The sequence below is a fragment of the Achromobacter sp. 1014246743 genome (assembly GCF_059760725.1).
Genome location: NZ_JCBANA010000017.1, coordinates 22,762 through 47,524 on the forward strand (window position 1 = coordinate 22,762; position 24,763 = coordinate 47,524).

At 65.7% G+C, this 24,763-nt stretch carries 30 protein-coding genes and 1 tRNA gene; 19 read left to right on the plus strand and 12 right to left on the minus strand.

Going from position 1 to position 24,763, the window contains the following annotated elements; all coding sequences use genetic code 11:
* Window positions 1–7 precede the first annotated feature (7 nt).
* The 7 genes from AC6LJ2_RS09420 (at window position 8) to AC6LJ2_RS09450 (ending at window position 5,069) form a co-directional block, all read left to right on the plus strand.
* A complete protein-coding gene (locus tag AC6LJ2_RS09420; RefSeq protein WP_498151238.1) occupies window positions 8–931 on the plus strand; it encodes a DUF817 domain-containing protein in 924 nt (307 codons plus the stop codon).
* Between the two features lie 177 nt (window positions 932–1,108).
* Window positions 1,109–1,483, plus strand: coding sequence for a 30S ribosomal protein S6 (gene rpsF, locus AC6LJ2_RS09425; protein WP_006393715.1), 375 nt, complete (start codon window positions 1,109–1,111; stop codon window positions 1,481–1,483).
* 50 nt (window positions 1,484–1,533) lie between these two features.
* On the plus strand, window positions 1,534–1,857 hold the full coding sequence (gene priB / locus AC6LJ2_RS09430; protein ID WP_025140261.1) for a primosomal replication protein N: 324 nt from the start codon (window positions 1,534–1,536) through the stop codon (window positions 1,855–1,857).
* Window positions 1,858–1,964: 107 nt separating this feature from the next.
* Window positions 1,965–2,237, plus strand: a complete 273-nt coding sequence (gene rpsR / locus AC6LJ2_RS09435; protein ID WP_006218308.1) for a 30S ribosomal protein S18 — start codon at window positions 1,965–1,967, stop codon at window positions 2,235–2,237.
* A gap of 14 nt (window positions 2,238–2,251) precedes the next feature.
* Window positions 2,252–2,707, plus strand: a complete 456-nt coding sequence (rplI, locus tag AC6LJ2_RS09440) for a 50S ribosomal protein L9 (RefSeq protein WP_175193925.1) — start codon at window positions 2,252–2,254, stop codon at window positions 2,705–2,707.
* A 143-nt stretch (window positions 2,708–2,850) separates the two neighbouring features.
* A complete protein-coding gene (locus AC6LJ2_RS09445; protein WP_263915008.1) occupies window positions 2,851–3,690 on the plus strand; it encodes an RIO1 family regulatory kinase/ATPase domain-containing protein in 840 nt (279 codons plus the stop codon).
* A complete protein-coding gene (locus AC6LJ2_RS09450) occupies window positions 3,687–5,069 on the plus strand; it encodes a replicative DNA helicase (RefSeq protein ID WP_175193926.1) in 1,383 nt (460 codons plus the stop codon). Before AC6LJ2_RS09445 ends, AC6LJ2_RS09450 begins: the two co-directional genes overlap by 4 nt.
* Window positions 5,070–5,136: 67 nt before the next feature.
* Here AC6LJ2_RS09450 and AC6LJ2_RS09455 read toward each other — a convergent pair whose 3' ends face one another.
* The 5 genes from AC6LJ2_RS09455 to AC6LJ2_RS09475 form a co-directional block, all read right to left on the minus strand.
* Window positions 5,137–6,114 (minus strand): bile acid:sodium symporter family protein, encoded by a 978-nt coding sequence (locus AC6LJ2_RS09455; RefSeq protein WP_263915009.1) that lies wholly within the window; start codon window positions 6,112–6,114, stop codon window positions 5,137–5,139.
* A gap of 86 nt (window positions 6,115–6,200) precedes the next feature.
* On the minus strand, window positions 6,201–7,181 hold the full coding sequence (gene pdxA, locus AC6LJ2_RS09460) for a 4-hydroxythreonine-4-phosphate dehydrogenase PdxA (protein WP_263915010.1): 981 nt from the start codon (window positions 7,179–7,181) through the stop codon (window positions 6,201–6,203).
* Window positions 7,182–7,194: 13 nt separating this feature from the next.
* Window positions 7,195–7,503: a hypothetical protein gene (locus tag AC6LJ2_RS09465; RefSeq protein ID WP_263915011.1), complete on the minus strand. Its 309-nt coding sequence runs from the start codon at window positions 7,501–7,503 to the stop codon at window positions 7,195–7,197.
* Window positions 7,504–7,605: 102 nt separating this feature from the next.
* Window positions 7,606–8,064 carry an Lrp/AsnC family transcriptional regulator gene (locus AC6LJ2_RS09470; RefSeq protein WP_025140268.1) on the minus strand — a complete coding sequence of 153 codons (459 nt, stop codon included), beginning with the start codon at window positions 8,062–8,064 and terminating at the stop codon, window positions 7,606–7,608.
* 80 nt (window positions 8,065–8,144) lie between these two features.
* Window positions 8,145–8,750, minus strand: a complete 606-nt coding sequence (locus AC6LJ2_RS09475) for a hypothetical protein (RefSeq protein ID WP_263915012.1) — start codon at window positions 8,748–8,750, stop codon at window positions 8,145–8,147.
* 134 nt (window positions 8,751–8,884) lie between these two features.
* Here AC6LJ2_RS09475 and AC6LJ2_RS09480 point away from each other — a divergent pair, with 134 nt between their 5' ends.
* Both AC6LJ2_RS09480 and AC6LJ2_RS09485 read left to right on the plus strand, forming a co-directional pair.
* Window positions 8,885–9,130 (plus strand): hypothetical protein, encoded by a 246-nt coding sequence (locus tag AC6LJ2_RS09480; RefSeq protein ID WP_025140270.1) that lies wholly within the window; start codon window positions 8,885–8,887, stop codon window positions 9,128–9,130.
* Between the two features lie 227 nt (window positions 9,131–9,357).
* Window positions 9,358–9,612: a hypothetical protein gene (locus tag AC6LJ2_RS09485; protein WP_263915013.1), complete on the plus strand. Its 255-nt coding sequence runs from the start codon at window positions 9,358–9,360 to the stop codon at window positions 9,610–9,612.
* Window positions 9,613–9,663: 51 nt separating this feature from the next.
* Here AC6LJ2_RS09485 and AC6LJ2_RS09490 read toward each other — a convergent pair whose 3' ends face one another.
* Both AC6LJ2_RS09490 and AC6LJ2_RS09495 read right to left on the minus strand, forming a co-directional pair.
* A complete protein-coding gene (locus AC6LJ2_RS09490) occupies window positions 9,664–10,242 on the minus strand; it encodes a DedA family protein (protein ID WP_498151239.1) in 579 nt (192 codons plus the stop codon).
* Complete coding sequence (locus tag AC6LJ2_RS09495) at window positions 10,239–11,678, minus strand: aminotransferase-like domain-containing protein (RefSeq protein WP_263915015.1); 1,440 nt, start codon at window positions 11,676–11,678, stop codon at window positions 10,239–10,241. Before AC6LJ2_RS09495 ends, AC6LJ2_RS09490 begins: the two co-directional genes overlap by 4 nt.
* Window positions 11,679–11,847: 169 nt before the next feature.
* Between AC6LJ2_RS09495 and AC6LJ2_RS09500 the strand changes: the two genes are divergently transcribed.
* The 4 genes from AC6LJ2_RS09500 (at window position 11,848) to AC6LJ2_RS09515 (ending at window position 14,404) form a co-directional block, all read left to right on the plus strand.
* Window positions 11,848–12,228, plus strand: a complete 381-nt coding sequence (locus tag AC6LJ2_RS09500; protein WP_263915016.1) for a hypothetical protein — start codon at window positions 11,848–11,850, stop codon at window positions 12,226–12,228.
* A 20-nt stretch (window positions 12,229–12,248) separates the two neighbouring features.
* Window positions 12,249–12,325, plus strand: a tRNA-Met gene (locus tag AC6LJ2_RS09505).
* Window positions 12,326–12,525: 200 nt separating this feature from the next.
* Window positions 12,526–12,870, plus strand: a complete 345-nt coding sequence (locus tag AC6LJ2_RS09510; RefSeq protein ID WP_025140275.1) for a hypothetical protein — start codon at window positions 12,526–12,528, stop codon at window positions 12,868–12,870.
* 277 nt (window positions 12,871–13,147) lie between these two features.
* Complete coding sequence (locus AC6LJ2_RS09515; protein ID WP_498151240.1) at window positions 13,148–14,404, plus strand: TIGR03862 family flavoprotein; 1,257 nt, start codon at window positions 13,148–13,150, stop codon at window positions 14,402–14,404.
* Window positions 14,405–14,443: 39 nt separating this feature from the next.
* Here AC6LJ2_RS09515 and AC6LJ2_RS09520 read toward each other — a convergent pair whose 3' ends face one another.
* Window positions 14,444–14,848, minus strand: a complete 405-nt coding sequence (locus AC6LJ2_RS09520) for a hypothetical protein (protein ID WP_498151241.1) — start codon at window positions 14,846–14,848, stop codon at window positions 14,444–14,446.
* 63 nt (window positions 14,849–14,911) lie between these two features.
* On the minus strand, window positions 14,912–15,274 hold the full coding sequence (locus tag AC6LJ2_RS09525) for a hypothetical protein (RefSeq protein ID WP_263915019.1): 363 nt from the start codon (window positions 15,272–15,274) through the stop codon (window positions 14,912–14,914).
* A 172-nt stretch (window positions 15,275–15,446) separates the two neighbouring features.
* On the opposite strand from AC6LJ2_RS09525, the gene AC6LJ2_RS09530 reads away from it, so the two are divergent.
* The 5 genes from AC6LJ2_RS09530 to AC6LJ2_RS09550 all read left to right on the plus strand — a co-directional run bounded on the left by AC6LJ2_RS09530 (window position 15,447) and on the right by AC6LJ2_RS09550 (window position 19,481).
* Window positions 15,447–15,578 carry an entericidin A/B family lipoprotein gene (locus tag AC6LJ2_RS09530; protein ID WP_263915020.1) on the plus strand — a complete coding sequence of 44 codons (132 nt, stop codon included), beginning with the start codon at window positions 15,447–15,449 and terminating at the stop codon, window positions 15,576–15,578.
* Window positions 15,579–15,707: 129 nt separating this feature from the next.
* Entirely contained in the window at window positions 15,708–16,130 is a 423-nt protein-coding gene (locus AC6LJ2_RS09535; protein WP_498151242.1) for a BPTD_2524 family lipoprotein, read from the plus strand.
* A 3-nt stretch (window positions 16,131–16,133) separates the two neighbouring features.
* Entirely contained in the window at window positions 16,134–16,547 is a 414-nt protein-coding gene (locus tag AC6LJ2_RS09540) for a hypothetical protein (RefSeq protein WP_025140281.1), read from the plus strand.
* A 100-nt stretch (window positions 16,548–16,647) separates the two neighbouring features.
* Window positions 16,648–17,940, plus strand: a complete 1,293-nt coding sequence (locus AC6LJ2_RS09545) for an aspartate carbamoyltransferase (protein ID WP_445658505.1) — start codon at window positions 16,648–16,650, stop codon at window positions 17,938–17,940.
* Between the two features lie 119 nt (window positions 17,941–18,059).
* Window positions 18,060–19,481, plus strand: coding sequence for a diguanylate cyclase (locus tag AC6LJ2_RS09550; protein ID WP_263915024.1), 1,422 nt, complete (start codon window positions 18,060–18,062; stop codon window positions 19,479–19,481).
* A gap of 117 nt (window positions 19,482–19,598) precedes the next feature.
* Here AC6LJ2_RS09550 and AC6LJ2_RS09555 read toward each other — a convergent pair whose 3' ends face one another.
* Window positions 19,599–20,498, minus strand: coding sequence for a recombination-associated protein RdgC (locus AC6LJ2_RS09555; protein ID WP_183004000.1), 900 nt, complete (start codon window positions 20,496–20,498; stop codon window positions 19,599–19,601).
* Window positions 20,499–20,649: 151 nt separating this feature from the next.
* Here AC6LJ2_RS09555 and AC6LJ2_RS09560 point away from each other — a divergent pair, with 151 nt between their 5' ends.
* Window positions 20,650–20,859, plus strand: coding sequence for a hypothetical protein (locus tag AC6LJ2_RS09560; protein ID WP_006388393.1), 210 nt, complete (start codon window positions 20,650–20,652; stop codon window positions 20,857–20,859).
* 641 nt (window positions 20,860–21,500) lie between these two features.
* Here the strand turns inward: AC6LJ2_RS09560 and AC6LJ2_RS09565 are convergent.
* Both AC6LJ2_RS09565 and AC6LJ2_RS09570 read right to left on the minus strand, forming a co-directional pair.
* A complete protein-coding gene (locus AC6LJ2_RS09565) occupies window positions 21,501–23,162 on the minus strand; it encodes an MFS transporter (protein ID WP_445659138.1) in 1,662 nt (553 codons plus the stop codon).
* 222 nt (window positions 23,163–23,384) lie between these two features.
* Window positions 23,385–24,761 (minus strand): sensor histidine kinase, encoded by a 1,377-nt coding sequence (locus tag AC6LJ2_RS09570; RefSeq protein ID WP_445659139.1) that lies wholly within the window; start codon window positions 24,759–24,761, stop codon window positions 23,385–23,387.
* Between the last annotated feature and the right edge of the window lie 2 nt (window positions 24,762–24,763).

Genomic DNA, 24,763 nt, shown 5'->3' on the forward strand with positions numbered 1-24,763 from the left:
GCCTTCCGTGAGTCATCCGGCGGCCACCGACTGGCCGCTCATCGCGAGACTGGCGGATCGGGAAGCGCGGCTGGCCGGACACCTGGCCGGCCGCGGCCGTTTCGGGCTGGCGCTTTATGAGTTCTTCCGCTTCGGCGTGAAGCAGGCCTGGGCCTGTCTGTTCGGCGGGCTGATGTGCGCCTTGCTGCTGGCCACGCACTGGTGGTATCCGCAGGACGCCTGGCTTGCCCGCTACGATTTCCTGACGCTTGCCGCGCTGGGCATCCAGGCCGCGCTGCTGGCGCTGCGCATGGAAACCTGGAGCGAGGCCAAGGTCATCCTCATGTTCCATGTGGTCGGCACCGGCATGGAGCTGTTCAAGACAGCGGCGGGGTCCTGGATCTACCCCGAGGCCAGCGTGCTGCGCATCGGCGGGGTGCCGCTGTTCACCGGATTCATGTACGCGGCGGTCGGCAGTTACCTGGCGCGCGTCTGGCGCCTGTTCGACTTCCGCTTCCGGGCGCATCCGCCGTTGACCGCGACGGTCGTGCTGTCGGTGCTGATCTACGTGAATTTCTTCTCGCACCATTTCATCCCCGATTTTCGCCTGGCCTTGTTCGGGCTGACGGCGGTGCTGTTCGCGCGCACCTGGGTGTATTTCCGCATCTGGCGCGATTACCGGCGCATGCCGCTGTTGCTGGGCTTCGTGCTGGTGGCGCTGTTCATCTGGTTTGCCGAGAACATCGGCACCTTTGCCAACGCCTGGCGCTATCCCAACCAGGCCCACGTCTGGCAGATGGTGTCCATCGCCAAGCTGGGCTCTTGGTTCCTGCTCATGATCATCAGCTACGTGATGGTCAGCCTCGTCAGCCGTCCCCAGCCGATTGGCGTTGCGGATGCGCCGCAAGCGGCCGGGCAGGGGGCGCCGAATAACACGTCCCCCATTTCTTGATCCGTCCGCGGCTTGCGTCGACAGGCCCGATCGGTGATAATCGAGAGCTTTCTTGCTCGACCACCCATGCTTTTTGGGTAGCGGGCTGCCCCTTGCAAGCCAAGTCTGAAGCAAAAGACCAGTGATAGAGAAAGCACTGGAAAACGGCCTGCGAGACATCCTCAAGGAGTTTTACTCATGCGTCACTACGAAGTAGTGTTTATCGTTCACCCCGACCAAAGCGAGCAAGTGCCCGCCATGGTCGAGCGTTACCAAGCGCTGGTCACGGGCCAAGGCGGCTCGGTTCACCGCCTGGAAGACTGGGGTCGCCGTCAACTGGCCTACCCGATCCAGAAGCTCGTCAAGGCTCACTACGTCTGCCTGAACATCGAGTGCGGCCAAGCCACGCTGGATGAGCTGGAACACTCGTTCCGCTACAACGACGCCGTCCTGCGCCACCTGGTCATCAAGACCAAGAAGGCCCAGACCACTCCCTCGATCATGATGAAGTCGGTCGAGCGTGAAGAAGCCCGCAAGGCTTCGGCGGAAGCTGTCGCGGCTCAGGCCGAGTAAGCAGGGCTCACGCAGAGCCCACCCATGAAGTCCCCTTGGTGCCTGGCAGGATGAACAAGCTGGAACTCAGCGCCCGCGTTCTCGAATGCGAGCCTTTGCGCCACACTCCCGCCGGCCTGCCCGCACTGGAAATGGTGCTGGCGCACGAATCCGAGGTCATCGAAGCCGGCCATCCGCGCCGTGTGGAACTGACGATCTCGGCCGTGGCACTGGGCGATCTGGCGTTGCTGTTGAAAGGAACGGCGCTGGGGTCCGAATTGCAGGTGCAGGGGTTTCTGGCCCCCGTCCGCAAAGACTCCGTGAAGTTCAAGCTGCATCTGCAGCAGGCACGCAAGATCAGCGGCAGCGCAGGACGCGATCCGCTGGTGGCTTGACGGGTAAGGGCAACGGGCGCGAAGGCGCCTTCTGAATACGGATAGGTTATGGGGAATCGGGCCCGAAAAGGGTTGATCCGGTCCCCTCAAACATAGAGGCACATATCATGGCTTTCTTCGGAAAACGCAAAGAAAAACGCAAATTCACGCAGCAGAACCCGCTCTTCAAGCGTCGTAAGTTCTGCCGCTTCACCGCAGCCGGCGTCGAAGAGATCGACTACAAGGATCTGGACACCCTGCGCGACTTCGTGCAAGAAAACGGCAAGATCATCCCGGCTCGCCTGACCGGCACCAAGGCAATCTACCAGCGTCAGCTGGACACCGCCATCAAGCGCGCGCGCTTCCTGGCCCTGTTGCCTTACACCGACAACCACAACTAATCCGGGGCACTGAAATGCAAGTTATTCTGCTCGAAAAAGTCGTCAACCTGGGCAACCTCGGCGAAGTCGTTCGCGTGCGTGATGGCTACGCCCGCAACTTCCTGATTCCCCAGAAGAAGGCCCGTCGCGCAACCGACGCCGCCCTGAAGGAATTCGAAGCCCGCCGCGCTGAACTGGAAAAGGTCCAGGCCGAGAAGCTGGCCGCTGCCCAAGCCCTGGGCGAGCGCGTCAACGGCTTCCAGCTGAAGATCGCCCAGAAGGCCGGCGTCGACGGTCGCCTGTTCGGCTCGGTCACCAACGCCGACATCGCCGAAGGTCTGAAGAAGGCCGGTTTCGAAGGCATCGAGAAGGCGCAAGTGCGTCTGCCCAATGGCCAGCTCAAGGCCGTTGGCGAATTCCCGATCCAGGTCGCCCTGCACGCCGACGTCGTTGTCGACATCACCGTGCTGATCGAAGGCGAACTGTCCTAATCCGGACTTCGCGGTAAAAAAAGCCGGCCCGCGCGCCGGCTTTTTTTCTTTTTGCCGTGCTTCTTCCGGCTTTGATCGCCGGCATTTGCGTGTAGTCTTTCGGGCTGCACGCCTGCCGCAAGCTGTTTTGTACAGAGGACCTTTTGACCCAGCCGCCCGTCCACCACAATGCGCCTCCCGGATTGCGCGCCTGGCTCGACAGCCTGAACGCCGAGACCGAGCCGTCGGTGCGGGATGCAACCATCGATGGCGTGCGCTGCATCGTCAAACGCCGCCGTCCCAGTTTTGCGCGCGGTGTCAGCTATGCGTTGCGCTATGTGCGGGCGCTGTTCCTGGGCGTGGGCTGCAAGCTGTTCCTGGGTGAATTCCCCCGTCCCGGCGTGCTGCTGCGCAATGGCCTGGAGCACGAGGCGCGGCGCCTGCAGCAACTGTTGCAGGCCGGCTGCCGCGTGCCCGAAGTGTGGTGGCAGGAACAAGGCCTGCTCGTCCTGGAATTCGTGGGTGAAGACCTGGCCGACCTCATCCGCAACGAAGACTCCACCTCGCAGCTGTGGCTGGCCCGCGCGGCCGCGGCCGACCTGGCCGCCTTCCATGCCCGCGGGCTGTGGCATGGCGGCGCCCAGATCCGCAACATCACCCTGCGTGACGGCGAACTGTGGCGCATCGATTTCGAGGAAAACATCGGCTCGACGCTGTCGCGCCCGCTGGCCCAGGCCTATGACCTGTTCCAGATGCTGGCCTCGCTGGTGTCTTTGCGTAAATTGCCCGACGATGTCGGTCGCACGCTGGGTAAACTGGCGCTCGACGTCTATTTCGAGTGCAACCCCGACCCCGAGGTCAAGGCCCGTCTGCGCCGCCTGACCCGGGTGCTTACTTTCATCGCCACGCCCCTGCGCCCCCTGCTGGGCCGCCTGCCGTCGCGCGATGTACAGGGATTTTTCCGCGTCGCGGATATCCTGCAGCCGTTACTATTGAAGCCATGAATACACCCGCCGATCCCCAGCTCGAATACCTGCGCGTTCCCCCTCATTCCATCGAGGCGGAACAGTCGGTCCTGGGCGGCCTGCTGCTCGACAATTCGGCCTGGGACCGCATCGCCGACGTGCTGGTCGAAGAAGACTTCTACCGTCACGACCACCGGCTGATCTGGCACCACATCGCCCGCCTGATCGGGCTGGCGCGCCCGGCCGACGTCATCACGGTCAACGAATCGCTGATCAGCGCTGGCAAGGCCGAAGACGCCGGCGGGCTGGCCTACCTGAACGCGCTGGCCCACAACACGCCCTCGGCCGCCAACATCCGCCGCTACGGCGAGATCGTGCGCGAGCGCGCCATGCTGCGCAAGCTGGTGTCCATCGCCGACGAAATCTCCTCGGCCGCGCTCAACCCGCAGGGCAAGGAAGCGCGCCAGCTGCTGGACGAGGCCGAGTCCAAGGTGTTCCAGATCGCCCAGGAAGGTGCGCGCGGCGCCGCTGGCTTCCAGGAAATCCAGCCGCTGCTCACGCAGGTGGTCGAGCGCATCGACGAGCTCTACCATCGCGAGGGCAGCTCCGACGTCACCGGCGTGCCCACGGGCTTCACGGACCTGGACAAGATGACCTCGGGCATGCAGGGCGGCGACCTCATCATCGTGGCCGGCCGCCCGTCCATGGGCAAGACCTCGTTCTCGATGAACATCGGCGAACACGTGGCCATCGAGCAGGGGCTGCCGGTGGCGGTGTTCTCCATGGAAATGGGCGCCGTGCAGCTGGCCATGCGTATGCTGGGTTCGGTCGGCCTGCTCGACCAGCACCGCATGCGGACCGGCAAGCTGATCGCCGAAGACTGGCCGCGCGTGACCCACGCCGTGCAACTGATGCAGGATGCACAAGTCTATATCGACGAGACCCCCGCGCTCAGCCCGATGGAAGTGCGCGCGCGCACCCGCCGCCTGGCACGTCAGTGCGGCCAGCTTGGCCTGATCATCATCGACTACCTGCAGCTGATGTCGGGCAACGGTTCGGGCGAAAACCGCGCTACCGAAGTGTCGGAAATCAGCCGCTCGCTCAAGGGCCTGGCCAAAGAGCTGAACTGCCCGCTGATCGCGCTGTCGCAGCTGAACCGAAGCCTGGAACAGCGTCCCAACAAGCGTCCCGTGATGAGCGACCTGCGCGAATCCGGCGCTATCGAACAGGACGCCGACGTGATCCTGTTCATCTACCGCGACGAGGTCTACAACCCCGATTCGCCGGACAAGGGCACGGCCGAGATCATCATCGGCAAGCAGCGTAACGGCCCGATCGGCACGGTGCGCCTGACCTTCCAGGGCTCCAGCACGCGCTTCCTGAACTTCTCGGGCGCGCAGCCCAAGGACATGTACTGATCGCCGTCGTTTCGGCCAATAAAAAAAACCGCGCCTGGGCGCGGTTTTTCATTGGGCAGCCGGAAATTCACGCTTCCGATTCGGGCCGCTTGCCGTAGCGCGCGGCCAGCACGCCGCAGACCATCAGCTGGATCTGGTGGAACAGCATCAGGGGCAGCACGATGGCGCCCACGGCATGGCCGGCAAACAGCACCTGCGCCATGGGGATGCCGCTGGCCAGGCTTTTCTTGGAACCGCAAAAGAGCAGGGTGATGCGGTCGGCCACATTGAAGCCCAGGACCTTGCCCGCCAGCGCCGACAGGCCCAGCGCCAGCGCCAGGATCACGGCGCAGCAGACCACCAGGCCCAGGAGGGCGGGGATCGGCGTCGAACTCCACAGGCCCTCGTTGATGGCTTCCGAGAACGCGGTGTAGACCACCAGCAGGATCGACCCCTGGTCCACGAACTTCAGCATCGCCTTGCGCTTGTGCACCCAGGCGCCGATCCAGCGGCGGGCGAACTGGCCCAGCACGAAGGGCAGCAGCAACTGCAGCATGATCTTGCCGACCGCGTCGAACGAGATCGGCGCGCTGCCGGCGTTCGCCACCACCGTGCCCACCAGCAGCGGCGTCAGGAAAATGCCCAGCAGGCTGGAGGCCGAGGCGCTGCAGACGGCCGCGGGCACGTTGCCGCGCGCCATCGAGGTGAAGGCGATGGCCGACTGCACCGTGGCGGGCAGGCAGCACAGGAACAGGATGCCCAGGTAGAGTTCGGGCGTCACCAGCGGCTCGAGCACCGGCTTGAGCGCCAGGCCCAGCAGCGGGAACATCAAAAAGGTGGCCGAGAAGATGGTGAGGTGCAGCTTCCAGTGCGTCAGGCCCGCGATGATGGCTTCGCGCGACAGGCGCGCGCCGTGCAGGAAGAACAGCAGGCCGACCGCGATGTTGGTGATCCAGCCGAACACCACCACGCCCTGGCCGTGGGCGGGCACGATGCTGGCGATGATGACGGTGCAGATCAGGTAGAGGGTGAAGCGGTCGGGCAGGAGACGAGCAAGGCGTGACATGGGAGGCAGGGATAGAACGGAAAGCGGCGGCGCGCGGCAGGCGCCGGAATCGGGGCGTATTGTAGACCCGGGTCGCGCGGGCAGGCTCAGGGCGTCATGGCCAAGGCCAGGTCAAAGGCCGCTACCAGTGATGCCTGGTCCGCGACGCCCTTGCCGGCGATGTCAAAAGCCGTGCCGTGGTCGACGCTGGTGCGCACGAACGGCAGCCCCACCGTGACGTTGACGCCGTGGTCCAGCCCCAGGTATTTCACCGGGATCAGGCCCTGGTCGTGGTACTGGGCCACCACGATGTCGAATTCGCCGCGGCGCGCGCGCATGAAGACCGTGTCGCCGGGCCAGGGGCCGCTGGCGTCGATGCCTTCGTCGCGGGCCTGGCGGATGGCCGGTTCGATGATGTCCAGGTCTTCGCGGCCGAACTTGCCGCCTTCGCCGGCGTGCGGATTCAGGCCAGCCACTGCCACGCGCGGCTGCGCGATGCCCATCTGGCGGCAGGCGCGGTCGGCCAGGCGCATGGCGGTCAGTTCCGCCTGCGGCGTGATGCGGGCGATGACATCGGCCAGCGCGACATGGATGGTCACCAGCAGCACGCGCAGTTCATCGTTGGCGAGCATCATCGCGAAATCCTGCGTGGCCGAGCGCTCGGCCAGGATCTCGGTGTGCCCGGGGTAGTCGACGCCGCCTTCGTGCATGGACTTCTTGTTCAGCGGCGCGGTCACGATGGCGCGGATGCGGCCGGCCTGGGCGTCATCGATGGCGGCGCAAACGTAATCGTAGGCGGCGCGGCCGGCCGCCGCGTTGACCTGGCCGTAAGGCAGGTCGGGCGGCAGGGCGGGGCCGCAGGCAATGACTTCGATCTGGCCGGCGTCGCCCGTGGCCAGGCCGGCATGGGCGATCTCGACGATGTCCAGCCGTGCGCCCAGCAACGCGGCGGCGCGCCGCAGGGCGCCCGCATCGCCGTACACCACACAGGGCGCATTCAGGCCCTGGGCGCACGCCTTGACGACGATTTCGGGGCCGATGCCGGCGGCATCCCCCATGGTGATACCCACGGGCGGCGGAGTCTTCACGGTGGTTCCTGGCTTATTGCTTGTCGGTCTTGGGCGGATCGATGGCGCCGCATTCGAAGTTGACCGTGGCGCGCTTGGAACCCAGGCCCGTCGCGTGGTTGGACGTGACGGCGGGCTTCTGCAGCTTGCGGCCGATGGACTGGCAGTATTGGTCGGCGCGTTGCAGCGCCTGGTTCTTGATCTCGACCCAGGTCAGCAGCTGCGTGCCGGAACTGTACGTGACGCTGTAGCTGTTCTTGCCGGTGGACGTCACTTCGCTCATGCTGGAGCAGGCGGCCAGCAGGACGAGCAGGGCGGAAGAGAAGGCTAGGCGTGCACGCATGGGGGATCCGAAATTGGTGATAAACCACATTACAACATTATGCCGCCCCCGCTGTCCCCCGGGTAGGGCGTGGACGGCGTTGCGTCGCGCCAGTCGCGCGGCTCAGGGCGCGCCGACCGCGCTGCGCCGGTCGACCTTGCGGCTGAGCACGATGGACGTCTGGGTCTGCTTGACGCCATCGATCAGGCCGATGCGGTCCAGCAGCGCGTCCAGCTGTTCGTGCGTTTCGCAGCGCAGGAAGATCAGGTAGTCGTAGGGTCCGCTGACCGACGACACCTCTTCGACCTCGGGCATTTTCTCCAGCTCGCGGATCACGGCGGCGGGCGTCTTGGGCAGCACGCTGATGAAGCAGTAGGCGCGCACCGCGGCCTCTTCCAGCAGGCGCCCCAGCCGCACGCCGTAGCCGGCCACGATGCTCTCGCGTTCCAGGCGGGCAATGCGCGCCACGACCGTGGTGCGGGCCAGCCCCAGCTTGCGCGCCAGGATGGCGGCAGGTTCGCGGGCGTTGGCCTGCAACAGGCTGAGCAACTGGCGGTCGATGGCGTCTAGGCGTTCGTTCATGCGCCCGACCATACAAGGGCGATGCGGCGCAAGTCAATGCATCCGCGCGGGCTGCCTGCGGCGGCGGGGCAGGTCCGGATTCAACCGTCGGATTCGGGCGGGATGCCGCCCTGGTAGATGCGGCCGTCGAACTCGAAGCGGGTGATGGTCTTGAAGGCGGCATCGAAGACGCGGTCCCGCCGTGCCGGGTCCTGTGCCTGCGCGTTATCGAGCGTGAAGCGGCACAGGTCGGCGCCACTGTCGTAGCGGGCAGCACGCACCAGTTCGCTGACGCCGAACTCGTGGACAAAGTGCGCGAACTCGCGCAACTGCTCCATTTCGTGAAAGGCGCCATGGTCGCTCACCAGGCGCATGCCGAACTTGCTTTCTTCTGCGGGGCCGGGCGTGGGGGCTGGGGGCGCCGGGGCGGCGGCGGGCGCGCCGTAGTCGAATCGTGCACCGGCATCGCGCATGGCGGCCAACACGCGCTGCCAGGCCGCATCGTCCAGCGCCAGCCGGGCGGCCATGGCGATCAACCGCTGCCGGCCCAGCGTGCGCGGCTGGGGGCCACCGACATAGCTGGACCAGGGCGCGGCGTCGTCCAGCCCCGCCAGTTCGGTCATTTGCGCGTCGCTGTAGCCCAGTCGGTCCTGCAGGCGCTGCAGGGACGCGGCATCCGGGGGCAGGTAGTTCTGGATCGTCTTCATGGGCACGGCTCCGGTGGCGCCGCGCCGACGGCGGGGCGCGACGCTTCATGCTAGCGCGGGCAGCCGGCCTTGCCCAGCGGCCGCGCGCGCCCATGCTAGGATTTGCGCCGATATCTTTACCAGGAGGCATACCCATGGACACCCAGGAACAAATCGCAGTCATCGTGCACACCATTTCGCACCAGGGCGGCCGCATCGATGCGCTCAATTCGGCGTTGCTGACGATGCTGCATCTGGCCAAGGGCTCACCCGGCCTGCGCGAAGCCATCGAGGCGCAACTGGAACAGAACTACTCCAGCCTGCTGGCCCGATCGGAAAACCCCCAGTACGTGGCGGGCTTCGAGAGCGTGCGCGACCAGGTCATCGCCGCACTGAAGTAAGCCACGGCGCCAGGCCGCCGGCCGGCGCATCCGGCAAAGTTACCCACAACTTCTGTGGACAAGCCTTGGGATAGTGCTGGCATAGACAGTCTTTTTCCTTTGATTACAAGGGTTTGCAACCGGCGGTCAAAGTGCGCGCCAGACAACGCGGTAACCGGCACCCTCGCGGGGCCGGCAGACACCCGCCAAGCCGGGTAATATGCGGCCCCATGCGGAATCAGTATCCATTGGAATACCGGAACAAGCCCCTCGCGGCGCGCGTTTCGGAAGCGGCAAAACTGGCGGCGTTCGACCCCGGCAAACTCTCGCCCGAGGCGCGCGAAAGCTGGGAGCGCCTGGGCCATGGCTTCAAGGCCTGGCACGACTTTGACCAGCGCCACCCCATCCTGCGGCGATTGGCCGTGTTGCCGTTCATCGGTCCGATGTATCGCAAGGCCCGCCGCCGCCATGTCATGCGCGCTAGCGGCAAGCTGGTGTTCTGAGAGCGGCGGTCAGGCGCGGCCGGCAAGGCGCGGCCGGCCAGGTGCGGTCGGTCATTGCTGTGAGCCCTTGCGCCGCCGTCTTGCGTAGAGCCAGTACGCCAGCCACACCGCCACGCCGATCGCGGCCGCAACCGCCAGCTTGGTTTCCACGCCGTGCAAGCGTCCCAGCATCGACTCGATGGTCTGTCCGAACAGATAGCCCAACAGGCTGAAGCACACCGCCCAGATCGCAGCCGCCATCGCATTGAGCACCAGAAATCGCAGCGGCGAGACCCGCGATACACCCAGCGCCACCGGACCCACGGTGCGCAGGCCATACAGAAATCGCAAGGCCAGGATGAATCCGTGGGGATATCGGTCAATGGCTGCCAGCGCCTTGCCGAATGCCGGCTGGGCGCGCACCCGCGCCACGTAGCGGTGGTCCCGGTAGCGGCGGCCCACGTAGAACAGCACCTGGTCCGCCAGGAACGAACCGGCGAACGCGCACAGCATGACGTACGGCAGGTGCAGCAGCCGCTGGTGCGACAGGAAGCCGGCCAGCACCACCACGCTTTCCCCTTCCAGCAGCGTGCCGCCAAACACTGCCCACAGGCCGTAGTCGACGATGAACTGGTGCAGGTGCGGATTCATGCGGGACGCTCGCCGACGATGCGCGCCAAGGTGCCCAGCGCCTGCGCGATGTCTGGCGTGTGGCGCTGGCCGCAACTGATGCGCAGGAAGTGGTTGTAGCGGGTGCCGTTGGAAAACATCGCGCCCGGCGCCACGCGTATGCCTTGCCGCAGCGCGGCTTCGAATACATCCAGCCCCGAGCGTCCTTCGGGCATTTCCACCCACAGCAGCATGCCGCCCTTGGGCATGCTCAGGCGCGTGCCGCGCGGAAAGTGCGCCGCGATGATTTCGGCGGTCTGGTCGCGCTGGGTCTTCAGTTGCCGGCGCAGCCGCGCCAGGTGCCGATCGTAGGCGCGCGAGCCCAGGTAGTCGGCCACCGCGATCTGCGCCAGCGGTTCATTTGGCCGGCTTTGCGCGAATTTCAGCATCGCGATGCGGGCCTTCCAGCGGCCGCCCAGCAGCCAGCCCAGCCGCATGCCCGGCGCCAGCGTCTTGTGCAGTGACGAGCAATAGATGACGTTGCCCGTCGGGTCCCAGGACTTGGCGGCGGCCAGGGGCGTATCGTCGTCGGTCAGCGCGCCGTAGGTGTCGTCTTCGATCAGCGGCACCTGCTGGCGCTCGCACAACGCCACCAGCCGGGCCTTCTCGGCGTCGGGCATGACGCAGCCCAGCGGATTCTGGAAGTTGGGCACCACCACCACCGCGCGGATGTTGCCGTGTGTCTGGAAGGCCAGGTCCAGCGCTTCGATGGACAGGCCGTGCTGGGGGCTGGTCGGGATCTCCAGCGCGCGCATGCCCAGGCTTTCCAGAATCTGCAGCAGGCCGAAGTAGGTGGGCGACTCGACCGCGATCGTGTCGCCCGGGCGGGCCACGGCGCGCAGCGCCAGGTTCAGGGCCTCGATGCAGCCGTGCGTCACGATGACGTCGTCGGGCGTGGCGTTGATGCCGTTGGCCAGCGCGCGTCGGGCCAACACGGTGCGCAGGTCCGGGTGGCCTTGCGGCGGCACCGGGCTGACCAACACCTGGGGCGAATGCCGCAAGGTCCTGATCATGGCCTGTTTCAGGTCTTCCATCGGGTAGGCATCGGGCGTCGCGGCGGCCAGCGCGAAGTTGGCGCTCACGGGGTGGGCCTCGCACTTGGCCACGAAGTCGGAAACGCGGTCATGGATGCCGACGTATTGCGCGGCGCCCAGGGCCTGGCGGATGTCCGGCTCGTCCACAGGCGGGATGCTGCTGCGGCGCGGCTTCAGGACGAAATAGCCGGAACGGGGGCGGGCCTCGATCAGGCCGTCGTCTTCGAGCAGGCGGCAGGCCTGCAACGCGGTGGACAGGCTGACGTGATGGGTCCGTACCAGGGTCCGCACGGACGGCATGCGCTGGGCCGGGGCCAGGACCCCCGTCTGGATGGCGCGCCGATAGTGGTTGGCCAGGCGTAGATAAAGCGGTTGCGGTTCCATGCGCCGATCATGCTCCCCGGGGTTGGTGTGAGGGTAGGCACAGATTCCCGCAAAGTACACCAGAACAGCCCCGAAATCGAGAGGCTGCATCGGTACAGAAAGCCATATTGTGTGGCTGTTGCGCAAAGCAGCAGGCTCGTAGCCTACAGGGGTCAGATTGGAGATGACCATGGCCCTTTTTCCCGCCCCCGAATTACCTGCCCAACGTTTCGACATCCTGTCCGGCGCCACCCGGCAAGTGCACCTGCGCAGCGGTGCAACGGTGGTCTGTGTCAGCGGCAGCCTGCTGATCGTCGAGGCCCCGTACCGCGCGGAAGTGCCGCCAGGCCGGCATTTGCCGCCGCCCGTCCGCTTGAACGCGGGCGAAAGCTATCCCCTGCCGCAAGGCGGTCCGCTGGTGTTGACGGCGCTTGGCCGCGCGCAGGCGATCTGCCTGGACGTGCCCGGCCCGTGGCAGCGCTTCTGGGCCGTCGTGCGAAGCATTTTTGGCGTGATCCGCAAAAATAATCGGCAAAATGGCCTGGGTGCGCTGCACAAGATTTCAAAATGATGTATGATTCACACATCAGACGCGGGGTGGAGCAGTCTGGCAGCTCGTCGGGCTCATAACCCGAAGGTCGTAGGTTCAAATCCTGCCCCCGCAACCAGTTTCAAGCGCGTCTCAGGCGCCCCGAAAAAACCGCGACACAGGTCGCGGTTTTTTTTCGTCCCTTTTTTGCTCCTTCCTTGCCCTGCATCAAGCCATCGTTCCAGCCCGGAGTTTCCCTGGGTCTTGTGGCCGCACAGCCGCCGGACGCTGCGCTACCATGGGCTACGCGCGCAAGTTCGCCGCACACGAGGAGGGTCCATGGGCACAGCAAAATACGATCATCCCGGCTACGTGGCCGATACCGGCACCGAAGGCAAGTATCACGTGGGCATCTGGTGCCCGCATGGCTATCCGGCCCATATCCATATCGGCCGACCGGCTGAACGGGGCGATCCCCAGGCGCTGCTGCGGCTGCGCATTCCCGATGGCGTGTTCCAGTCGCTACCCGACGATCCCGAAACGCTGTGCCGCCGTGCGCTGGGGCAGGCGTTGGGCGCCGGGCTGCTGCGATCCGTGTCGGTCGACGGCGAATACCAGGAGCTGCGCTTTCAGCTGGACGCCGAGCCCTGGTCGGGCCCGATGCAGGCCGCGGGCAACGCCTAGCGGACGCAAGTTACCCACAGCGATTGTGGACAAGCCTTGGGATAGGCACTGTGCATGTCCCAATATCTTTGTAATATCAATGGCTTGCCGCCAGCGATGAAAAAATGCCCCATGCGGGGCATTTTTTTGTCCTGCACGGATGCCGGCGCGGTGGTCTGCGCCTCGCATGCGACAATCGCTCCCCTGGCGGCGCCTGCCGCCCTGGCATTTCCGTCACGGCTTTTTCCATGCATCCGTACCCGCATCCGTCTTCCGGCAGCGCCCAGGCGCCGACGCCATGAATACCTCCCGCAAGCGCGTCGCCGTCATCGGTGGTGGCCCGGCCGGTTTGATGGCGGCCGAGGGTCTGGCCGCGCAGGGCCTGGCAGTCGACGTGTACGACGCCATGCCATCCGTCGGCCGCAAGTTCCTGATGGCCGGCCGTGGGGGCCTGAACCTGACCCACAGCGAGGCCGCTGCGCCGTTCCTGGCCCGCTACGGCGACCGTGCCGCGCAGGTGGAACCCTGGTTGCGCGTGCTGGATGGCGGCGGCTTGCGCGAGTGGGCCCGGCAACTGGGAATCGAGACCTTTGTGGGTTCATCCGGCCGCGTGTTTCCCGCCGAAATGAAGGCGGCGCCGCTGCTGCGCGCCTGGCTGGCCAGACTGCGCGGCAGCGGCGTGCGTTTCCATATGCGCCATCGCTGGCTGGGCTGGCCGGTGTCGGCCACGCCGAGCGCGGCGGACCTGCGTTTTGAGACGCCCGATGGCGAGCGCAGCGAGGCCGCCGATGCCGTGGTGCTGGCGCTGGGCGGCGGCAGCTGGGCCAAGCTGGGTTCCGATGGCACCTGGCTGCCGGGGTTGGCGGCGCACGGCGTCGCCGTGGCGCCGTTGCGACCGGCCAATTGCGGTTTCGATGTGGCCTGGTCGGCGCACTTCTGCGCGCGCTACGCGGGCCAGCCGGTCAAGTCCGTGGCAATGCGCCCGGCCGGCGTCACGGCCCCCGGCCAGGCTCGCCAGGGCGAATTCGTGGTTACCGAAAGCGGGATCGAAGGCAGCCTGGTCTATGCCCTCTCGGCCTTGCTGCGCGATCAGATCGACGCCGCGGGGCATGCCATCGCGCTGCTGGATCTGGCGCCGGACTGGACGGCCGATAAAGTGATGGCCGCGGCGACTCATCCGCGCGGCGCACGATCCATGTCCAGCCATCTGCAGAGCCGGCTGGGGCTGACCGGTGTGAAGGCGGGGCTGCTGCGCGAGTGCGCGGGGGCTGACGATTTCCGGGATGCGGCGCGCCTGGGCGTGCTGATCAAGGCGCTGCCTGTGACCCTGGTACGGGCGCGGCCGATGGACGAAGCCATCAGCACGGCAGGCGGCGTCAGCTTCCAGTCGCTGACGCCCGGCCTGATGCTGCGAACAGCGGCCGGTGTGTTCTGCGCGGGAGAAATGCTGGATTGGGAGGCGCCCACAGGCGGTTACCTGCTGACCGCATGCATGGCCAGCGGCTGCGTGGCGGCGCAGGGCGTGGCCGCTTTTCTGGCAGAGGCCAGCGCCTGACGATTCGCTGCTGTCGTCAGCGGTCTCGGGCGTGCGGGCTCAAGAGCTGTTGGGGTAGGGGTGCAGCCCGCGGCCGGGGTTGGGTGTCAGATCGTTGACGACATGCCCCACCACGGTGGTGCCGTCGGGCTGGTTGACGATGCCGATGACGCGGGTGATCGCGCTGGCGGGCATGCTGGCATCCTGGCCGGGGTCTTGCACCAGTTGCCAGATCTTGGCTTCGCCCGAGGGCATGTCGGTGTCGACGGCTTCTTGCGACGCATCCAGGCAGCTGCGGGCAAATACAGACCAGTCCGAAGCGCTGCAGGGCAAGCCATGCGCGGTGGCCAGCCTGGCCAATGCCAGCGGTGCATCCGCCTGACCCGCAGCGTGCTGGGCGGCAGCGCCCAGCGAGACGTCGAGCGACAGCAGGCGGAGGAACTCTACGACATTGTCTGTATTCATTGTGCGGTCTCCCTCGTTAGAGCTGTTCTGGCTGACCGCCGGCGGCACGCGCCGGGAGTGTGGTCAGCCGGGTCCTTGTCCAAGCATCGCGACCAGCGATTGTTTCAGGCGCGGTGAAAAAATGGGTACCGTATGCGAGACGCCATTGCGGTCGACGCCTTCCTTGAGCTGGACCGATTGGCCCAGGAAGATTTCGGGCGCGGCGGCAATGCCGTTGTAGCGAGCCAGCAGATCGTCCACCTGTTCCTGGGCGTCGGCCAGCGTGCTGCTGGCGGCCAACTGGCCCGCGGCATGGTTCTGCAGGATGCGATGCAAATCGTCGATGAAGAGCGCCAATGCGGCTTGTCCGCGGCACTGCGGCTGTTCCCAGCCCCACGCTTGCGGCGAGCCGCCGTCGTGGTTTTCCGATAGGTGTTTCTTGGTCATTTGCGAATCCTAATCCATTGCCGGCAAATAGGCGACAGGCGCTGGACGCCCGGCCCTGTGACCGGCCGGTCGCATGCCGGTCGCGGCCCCGGGGGCGGGCTGCCCACCCTGCGCAAACGGCGGTCTTTGCGGTATGCTGGCTTCGGTTTCCACGCCTCGATAGGAGATGCCCATGAAGAACAAAGTCATTCTTGTCATGATGCTTTCGATTGCAGCCCTGACGGCGGGGTGCAATACCGTTGCAGGCGCCGGCAAGGACATCCAGCGCGGCGGCGAGAAAATCGAGGGCGCCGCCACCAAATAGCGGTGTCTGGCAGTCCGCGCGCCGTGGGCGCCGCACCGGCCACGCAGAAATGTTCCGGCATTTCGGGCGTGGCCTTTTTACGGCCGCTGGCATAATCGCGGGAATCCGAATCTGAAGGCAGGAAGAATCATGCGCAAGTCTGTATGGGTGGGCGTCACGTTGATGGCATTGCTGGCCGGATGTGCCAGCAAGGGCGTTTACGAGTCCGATACCGTGCTGAAGGAAACGTTCAGCGTGGACACCAATTACCAGGCCGCCTTCCGACGTGCCGGCGAATATGTGCGCACCTGCCACGTCAACGTGCAGCACCCCTATAACGTGGCCTATGCATGGCGCCACACCATCGGCGAAAAGGGCGCCCCTGACGAGGTCCAGGTCTACAAGGTGGGCGAGCCCGCCACGGTGCTGGAACTGGTGTCCGCCGAATCCGACGGCCCGGCCAAGTCCAAGGTCACCGTCACGGTGCTGGGCCAAGGCCGCTGGGACACCGCGGAAATTGCCGCCGCCCGCGCCTCGATCCAGAGCGCCACGCCGGTCTGCCGCAAGGACTGATCCATGGACCCCCGCGCCCAGCAGATTCGTGCCGCCGGCATGCCGTTCGCGCTGCTGGCGGGCGCTTTTCGCTTCCTGGGCTGGTTGAACGGCGCCGCGGCGCTGGGCCTGGCGGCGTTTTCGCTGGGCATGGTGGGCGGCGATATCGCCGCCCCCGATCTGCAATTGCCGCTGTTCCTGCTGCTGGCCGGCCTGTTGACCGCCTGCCTGGGGGCGATGTTCGGCTATCTGGCGCAGGTCAGCCTGTTGCGCCAGGGCTACAACGGCCGGGTCACGCGCGGTCACCTGCCGGCGCAGACACTGGCCCTGCTGTGCTATGTGGCCAGCGCCCTGGCGTTCTGCGCGGGCTGCTGGCTGGCGGCCGGGCAGGCCGCCGCAGATGCCTCGCCCCACATGACCACCTACGCTCGCCGATAAAAACAACGGGTAAACCCGTGTGCGCAAAAGTGTTGGACTTGCACTTGCGTTGGGAATAATATGCGCAGTGCGTATATAAACCCTTTATCCGGGACCTGTCATGACCATTTCCCAGCAAGCTTTCCTGCGCGACGCGATGCGCCGCCTGAACCTGACGCGCGACGTGTTCGCGACCCGGATCGGCGTCAAGCGCCGCGCGCTGGACACCTGGCTGTTGCCTGAGGGCTCGCAGGAATTCCGCGCCATGCCGGAAGTGGTGCAGCGTTTCGTCAGCGAAATCGTGCAAAACGGGGTGCTGCTCGAAAAGTATACGCAAAGCGTACAAGATGGCCCGTTGCGCGATCGCATTGCTGTGGAAGGCAAGCACCAACTGCTGTCGGTGGATCAGTTCACGCGGGAATCGGTCGAAGACCTGTTCCGCGTGGCCGACATGATGCAGCCCATCGCGCGTCGCCAGAAAGTGTCGCGCGTGCTGGAAGGCGCCGTGCTGGGCAACCTGTTCTTCGAAGCCAGCACCCGTACCCGCGTCAGCTTCGGCTCGGCCTTCTGCCGCCTCGGCGGTTCGGTCTGCGATACCACGGGTTTCACCTTTTCGTCCATGGCCAAGGGCGAATCCATCTACGACACCAGCCGCGTCATGAGCGGCTACGTGGACGCCATGGTGATCCGTCATCCCGAGCAGGGCTCGGTCGCGGAATTCGCGCGCGCCACCAACATCCCGGTGGTCAACGGCGGCGACGGCCCTGGCGAACACCCCAGCCAGGCGCTACTGGACCTGTACACCATCCTGACCGAGTTCTCGCGCCTGGGCAAACTGCTGGACGGGGCGCACATCGCCATGGTCGGCGACCTGAAGTACGGCCGTACCGTGCACTCGCTGATCAAGCTCATGGCCCTGTACAAGAACGTCAAATTCTCGCTGGTGTCGCCCAAGGGCCTGGAAATGCCCTCCTACATCATCGAGCAGGCCAGCCGCAACGGCAACATCATCGAGCAGAAGACCACGCTGGCCGAAGGCCTGGCCGGCGCCGACGTCATCTACGCGACGCGCGTGCAGAAAGAGCGTTTTGCCAACGAAGAAAACGAAGGCTACACGCCAGACTTCCAGATCAACCGCGCCATCATCGACGCGTACTGCAGCCCGGAAACCATCGTCATGCACCCGCTGCCGCGCGACAGCCGACCGGGCGCCAACGACCTGAGCGTGGACCTGAACCATGATCCGCGCCTGGCGATTTTCCGCCAGACCGACAACGGCATTCCCATCCGCATGGCCATCTTCGCGGTGCTGCTGGGCGTGGAAGGGCTGGTGCAGCACTCGCTGCGCGACGTGACGTGGCAGCATCCGTCGCACGTCGGTCCTGACGATTCGGTGTTCCACGGCCTGGAATAAACCGCTCAAGGCAGCGCCGCTGCGGCGGCGCGTCTGCGATTTCAAGCATAATCCGCGCTGGTTTTTCCTGTCGCGTGTCGCTCCGAGACACGCCATGGAGTCTTCGGTCGGATGGTTTTATGTCTTCGATGAGTCGCGCGGTTCCGTCGTCTCCTGACCCTGCCGGTCAGGCCTGTTACCTCAGCGCGTCCAATGCGCAGGCCTGGCAGGCGGTCTATTCGTCGGTCGATGCCTATACCCGCGGCCAGGTCGCCGCGGTGGTGTCCGACAGCGCCGACGCCCTGGTCGACGCGTTCTATTCCACCTTGCTGGCTGACGCCGAAGCCGGCCCGCGCCTGTCTCACGAGATCGTTTCCAGCCGCCTGCACAAGGGCATGAAGCACTGGCTCAAGGGCCTGCTGTGCGTGCGCGATCAAGGCGATATCGCCGCGCTGATGGCCACCCAGAAAAAGGTCGGCGAAGTGCATGCGCGCGTGCACATTCCCATCCATCTGGTGATGGCCGGCGCTCGCATCCTGAAGAACGAGATCGCGCAACGCCTGCGTGCCAGCGACCTGGACGGCATCGCGGCATCGATCGCAACCCAGTACGTCTGTAATCTCTTTGACCTGGCAATCGAGCAGATGAGCCGCGCCTTCATGCGCGACATCAATCGCGGCGCGCGCAACGATGAGGCCTACCGGCTGTTCGCGCTGGGGCAGAACATCTCGACCGAACGCGAACGCCAGCGCGCGGCCCTGCTCGAATGGAGCCAGGCCGTGCTGATCGGCCTGCACTACCGCGCGCCTGAACAGGTCTTGCCGCGATTGGCGGCCTCCGAATTCGGCTTGTGGCTGCAGCACAAGGGCGGCGTGCTGTTCGAGAGCGCGCCGGCGCTGGGACAGATTACCGAGGCCGTGGCACGGCTGGACGACGTGGTGCTGCCGCGCCTGTTGCAGGGCGGGCAGGCGGGACAGCCGTCGTTGCCCGACCAGGTGCGCGAGCTGCAAGAGCTGGTGGCACGCATCAAGCACCTGCTCAATGGCCTTTTCGACATGGTGGCCGAGATCGAAAGCGGCAGCGATCCGCTGACCAATGTCCTGAACCGGCGCTTTCTGCCTTCGGTGATCGGGCGCGAGATCCTGATCGCCACGCGCGAGCACTCGGCGTTTTCGGTGCTGCTGCTGGATATCGACCACTTCAAGGCCATCAACGACCAGTACGGGCATTCCGGCGGCGACCAGGTGTTGCGCCAGTTCGCCGAGGTGGTGCACCAGGCGTGCCGGTCCAGTGATTTCGTCTTCCGCTACGGCGGCGAGGAATTCCTGGTGGTGCTGGTGGATACGGCACGTGATGCCGCGCTGGCCGTAGCCGAGAAACTGGGCGCGGAAATCCGCCGGCATGCGTTCAGCATTCCCGAGGCGGGCACCCTGCGCATCACGACCAGCATCGGCGTGGCGACGTTTGATGGCCACCCTGACTACGCTTACCTGATCGACCGTGCCGACAAGGCGCTGTACCAGGCCAAGCAGGGCGGCCGCGACCGCAGCGTGGCGGCGTAGTGTCAACGCGCGGCCTGGCGCGTTGGCGTCATGATGCACCTGGATGCCGCCGCACCATGAAAAAGGCCGCCCTGCAATGGGCGGCCTGATGGGGCAAGGCCGGGTCGGCCAGGCGCTTCAGATCTTCTTTTCGCCTCCCAGGGCGTCGACCAGCTCGGCCAGCATCTTGGCCAGCTCGCCCGTCATGAGCATCATGTCGGAGTCGAACTTTTCGTCGTCGTTGGTGGCCATGTTGTCGTTGCCTTCCTTGAGCACGTCCAGGGGGGCGACGCGCTTGACGTCCAGGCCCTCGGTCAGCACGAACGAGATGCGGTCGGCCCAGGTCATGGCCAGGCGCGTGCACTGCTTGCCCGACTGGATGTGGCGGCGCACGTCGTCGGCGTCGATCGAGTGCTTGACGTAGCGGATGGCCGCGCCGCTTTCGCCGGACGAACGCAGTTCGGTGTCCTGGTCGATGCTGAAATTGGACGGCGCTTCGTCTTCGGCCAGCCAGCCCGTCATGGCCGAGGCGGGCGACTGCGCGACGTACAGGTTTTCGAGCGGGAACGGGTCCACGCACTTGGCCAAGAGGCCGATCACTTCATCGGCCTTGGCCGAGGCGGCGGCGTCGATGACCAGCCAGTGGTTCTGCGGGTCGATCCAGACGCGGGTGTCGCGGTAGACGCTGAAGGCGCGCGGCAGGAGCTCGTCGGTGACGCGTTCCTTGATTTCCTTCATTTGCTTGCGGCCGGGCTTGTAACCTTGCTGCTCTTCGATTTCCTGGGCGCGGGCCTTGGCGACCTGGTTCACGACCGTACTGGGCAGCAGTTTCTTTTCGGCGCGCAGGTTGAGCAGGATCTGCCCGCCCACGACGTGGGCCAGGCCCCCGTTCTCGCGCGGAGGCACCCAGCCCAGGCTTTGCATTTCGAGGTTATTGCCGGCTTGGTAGGCATGCCGCGCAAGCGTTTCTTCAAGCTGCTCGCCGGTCAGGGTCCACGGCGAGGAGAGGCGGTAAATCTTGAGATTCTTGAACCACATGAGCGTCGGCCAAAAGGGTAGATTCTATACGACCCTGGCCGCTTTGCCGCAGCGGTGCAATACGATGGGGCGAGGCGACACGTTCTGTCACTGACACATGCCCGGCCATGCGGTAATGTCCGCGGCAACCGTGTGCAAGAGGAGAGAAAGCATGAAAATCGTGGGCGCTATCCTGATCGTGCTGGGCATTGCCGCTTTGGCCTACAAGGGCTTCAGCTACAAGTCCGAAGAAACCGTGTTGCAGGTGGGGTCGGTCAAGGCCACGGCCGAAACCGAGAAGTCCGTGCCGATTCCCATGTGGGCCGGCATCGCGGCCATCGTGGCCGGCGTACTGGTCATCGGCGTCGGCATGCGCCGTTAAGGCGCGCCTGTCCGCGTCATTCCGGGCGGCCGATTCGTCGGCCGCTTTTTTGCGTCTGCACGATGGCGGGCACAAAAAAAGCGGCCCGGCTCAATAGAGGCCGGGCCGGTACGGGAGCACACAATACCGCGTCATAAAAGGCTCGCGGGGAACGCGGTATCGGTGTCAGAACACTAGCCCTGCAACCGCCTGACAGGGGGATCAATCGCCAGGCGATCAGGCGCAAGGCCGTAATCTGAGGCGCCAGTCTAACGGCGAGGGTCTGACAGCGTCCTGAAAATGGTTGGCCCCCACGCTGCGCGCTTCGCGCTTGCTGCCCCCAGGGGGGCTGTCCGGCCTTCGGGCGGCCGGGTGGGACGTGGGCCCCCACGCCGCGCGCTTCGCGCTTGCTGCCCCCCGGGGGGGCAGCCCGGCCTTCGGGCGGCCGGGTGGGAAGTGGGCCCCCACGCCGCGCGCTTCGCGCTTGCTGCCCCCCGGGGGGGCGACCCGGCCTTCGGGCGGCCGGGCGGCCGGGTGGCTGTCCTAGCGTGGCGTTGGCAGCGTCCTTCTCTCGCTTTTTTTTCGTGAAAAAAAAAAGCTCCCTGGGGAGCTTTTGAAAGGCCGGGCAGGCGCAGCAGTCCCACCCGGCGGGGGATGGTCGTTCAGGTGTTGATGTCGTTGTCCTTGGATTCGCGCACGAACAGCGTGCCGATGACCAGGGTCATGACTGCGATGATGATCGGGTACCACAGGCCGTCGTAGATATTGCCGGTGGCGGCGACGACGGCGAAGGCGACCGGGGGCAGGAAGCCGCCGAACCAGCCGTTGCCGATGTGGTACGGCAAGCTCATCGAGGTGTAGCGGATGCGGGTCGGGAACATTTCCACCAGCATGGCGGCGATGGGGCCGTACACCATCGTCACGTAGATCACCAGGATGGTCAGCAGCACGACGACCATGACGTTGTTGCTTTGCGCCGGGTCGGCCTTGGCGGGGTAGCCGTGGCTGCGGATCGCGGTGGTCAGGGCCTTGTCCAGTTCGGCCGCCTTGGCCTTGAAGTCGGCAGGCGCCAAGGTCTTGCCGTCGAACGAGGCGAACTCGTCGCTGCCGATCTTGACCTTGGCGATGGCGCCGGCGGGCGCAGCTTCGTTCTTGTAGTTCACCGAGTTGCGGGCCATGAACGACTTGACCACGTCGCAAGAGCTGGTGAACGAGGCGGTGCCCACGGGGTTGAACTGGAACGAGCAGGTGCTCGGGTCGGCGATGACCGTGACCGGCGCGGTGGCCTGGGCCTTTTCGAGCGCCGGGTTGGCGAAGTGCGTGAGGCCCTGGAAGATCGGGAAGTAGGTCGCCGCAGCGATCAGGCAGCCGGCCATGATGATGGGCTTGCGGCCGATCTTGTCCGAGAGCGCACCGAAGATCACGAAGAACGGGGTGCCGATCAGGAGCGCCAGGGCGATCATGATGTTGGCGGTGTTGGCGTCGACCTTCAGCGTCTGCGTCAGGAAGAACAGCGCGTAGAACTGGCCGGTGTACCAGACCACGGCCTGGCCGGCGGTCAGGCCCAGCAGCGCCAGGATCACGACCTTCAGGTTCTTCCACTGGCCGAACGATTCCTGGATCGGCGCCTTCGAACCCTTGCCTTCTTCCTTCATGCGCTTGAAGGTCGGCGATTCGTTCAACTGCAGGCGAATCCACACCGAAATGCCCAGCAGCACGACCGAGATCAGGAACGGAATGCGCCAGCCCCAGGCCTTGAAGTCGTCTTCACCCATGAACGTGCGGATGCCCAGGATCACCAGCAGCGACAGGAACAGGCCCAGGGTCGCAGTGGTCTGGATCCACGAGGTGTAGAAGCCGCGGCGGCCGTGCGGGGCGTGCTCGGCGACGTAGGTCGCGGCGCCGCCGTATTCACCGCCCAGCGCCAGGCCTTGCAACAGGCGCAGGACGATCAGGATGGCGGGTGCAGCCAGGCCGATGCTGGCGTAGCTGGGCAACACACCCACCAGGAAGGTGGACAGGCCCATCAGCACGATGGTGACCAGGAACGTGTATTTGCGGCCAACCAGGTCGCCCAGGCGGCCGAACACCAGTGCGCCGAAGGGGCGCACCGCGAAACCGGCGGCAAAGGCCAGCAGCGCGAAGATGAAGCCTGCGGTGGGGTTCACGCCCGAGAAAAAGTGCTGGGCGATGATCGCGGCCAGCGAACCGTAAAGATAAAAGTCGTACCACTCGAACACCGTGCCCAGCGACGAGGCAAAGATGACGCGGCGTTCATCCTTGGTCATCGGGCGCGGTTCCGCGGATGGACCGCGACCTGCCATGGTAGTTGTGCTCATGATGTCTCCTCGATTTTTTCTGGCCGGCGGTTTTCCGCCGTGCGTCACCCTCCGCCGGCAAGACCGACATCGAGCTATGCGCAAGGTTGGGACGCGAGGCTGACGAGGTTCTGACGGGACCCTTACCTGAATCTTAAAATTGAAACTAAAAGTAACTATCCCTGGGGAGGCTAGGGATAGTCCTTAGACGCTTGAGTCGGGGCGACGCTAGGCGTCGAGGTCGTCGGCGGGTTCGGAATAGAGCGGGAAGACGACCCGGATACGGGTGCCGGGCAGATCCGAATGCGGGGTGGGGTGGTCGCTGATCAGCACGGTGGCCTGATGTTTCTGGGCGATTTCCCTGACGATGGCCAGCCCCAGGCCGCTGCCGTCGGACAGCGTGCCCAGCACGCGGTAGAAGCGGTCGAACACGCGTTCGCGTTCCTCGGGGGCGATGCCGGGGCCGGAATCCTCGACTTCCAGGACGCCCTGGCCGTCCTGCTCCTGTACCCGCACCGTGATGTGGCCGCCGCGCGGCGTGTAGCGCAGCGCGTTGTCCACCAGATTGTTCAGCAGCTCGGCCAATAGCAGCGGGTTGCCGTTGATCAGGACCGGCGTTTCCGAGCCTTCGAAGCCCAGATCGGTGTTGAGCGACAGCGCCTGCGGCACCCAGTGCATCGCCTGCTCGTAGGCGATGGCGTTCAGGTCGGTGGCAGCCAGGCCGATCGCGCTGGGGTTCTCGGCGCGCGCCAGCAGCAGCAACTGGTTGACCAGCCGGGTCGCGCGTTCTGAGCCGGTCACCAACTGGCGCAGGCTGGACTGCATTTCCTCGGGACTGGCGTCGCGCAGGGCCAATTCGGCCTGTGTGCGCAGGCCGGCCAGCGGCGTCTTCAACTGGTGCGCGGCATCGGCGACGAAGCGGCGCTGCGCCTGCACGTTGGCCGACAGGCGATCCAGCAGATCGTTCATGGCCGCCACCAGCGGCGCGATCTCGGACGGCGCGGCGCGTTCATCGATGGGCGACAGGTCGTCGGGTCGGCGCGCCCGCAAGCGCTGCTGCAGTGCGTTCAGCGGCGCGACGCCGCGCGACAGCCCGAACCACACCAGCAGCACCGCGATCGGCAGCACCACGAATTGCGGAATGATCACGCCCTTGATGATGTCGTTGGCAAGCTGGGTGCGTTTTTCGACCGTCTCGGCGACGATCAGCAGCGCGGGCTGGGTGTTGGGCAGGTTCAGGTCGACCCAGGTGTAGGCCAGGCGGATGCCGAAGCCGCGCAGGGTGTCGTCTTCGTACTGCACTTCGCCGGGGCGGGGCTGGCCCACCGAGGCGGGCAGCGGCAGGGCGCGGTCGCCGCCGAGGTACTCGCCGCGGCTGCCCAGGGCCAGCCAGAAGACGCTGTCGGTCTCGTCGGCGCGCAGCACCTCGCGCGCCGGATCGGTCATGCGCAGCACCGCGCGGCCGTCCTGGGCGTGCACCTGGCGGGTCAGTACGTGCAGGTTGTTGGCCAGTGCGCGGTCGTAGGGCACGTTGGCGATGTTCTGCGCCACCACATAGGTGATGGCCACGCTCATGGGCCACAGCAGGAACAGCGGCGCCAGCATCC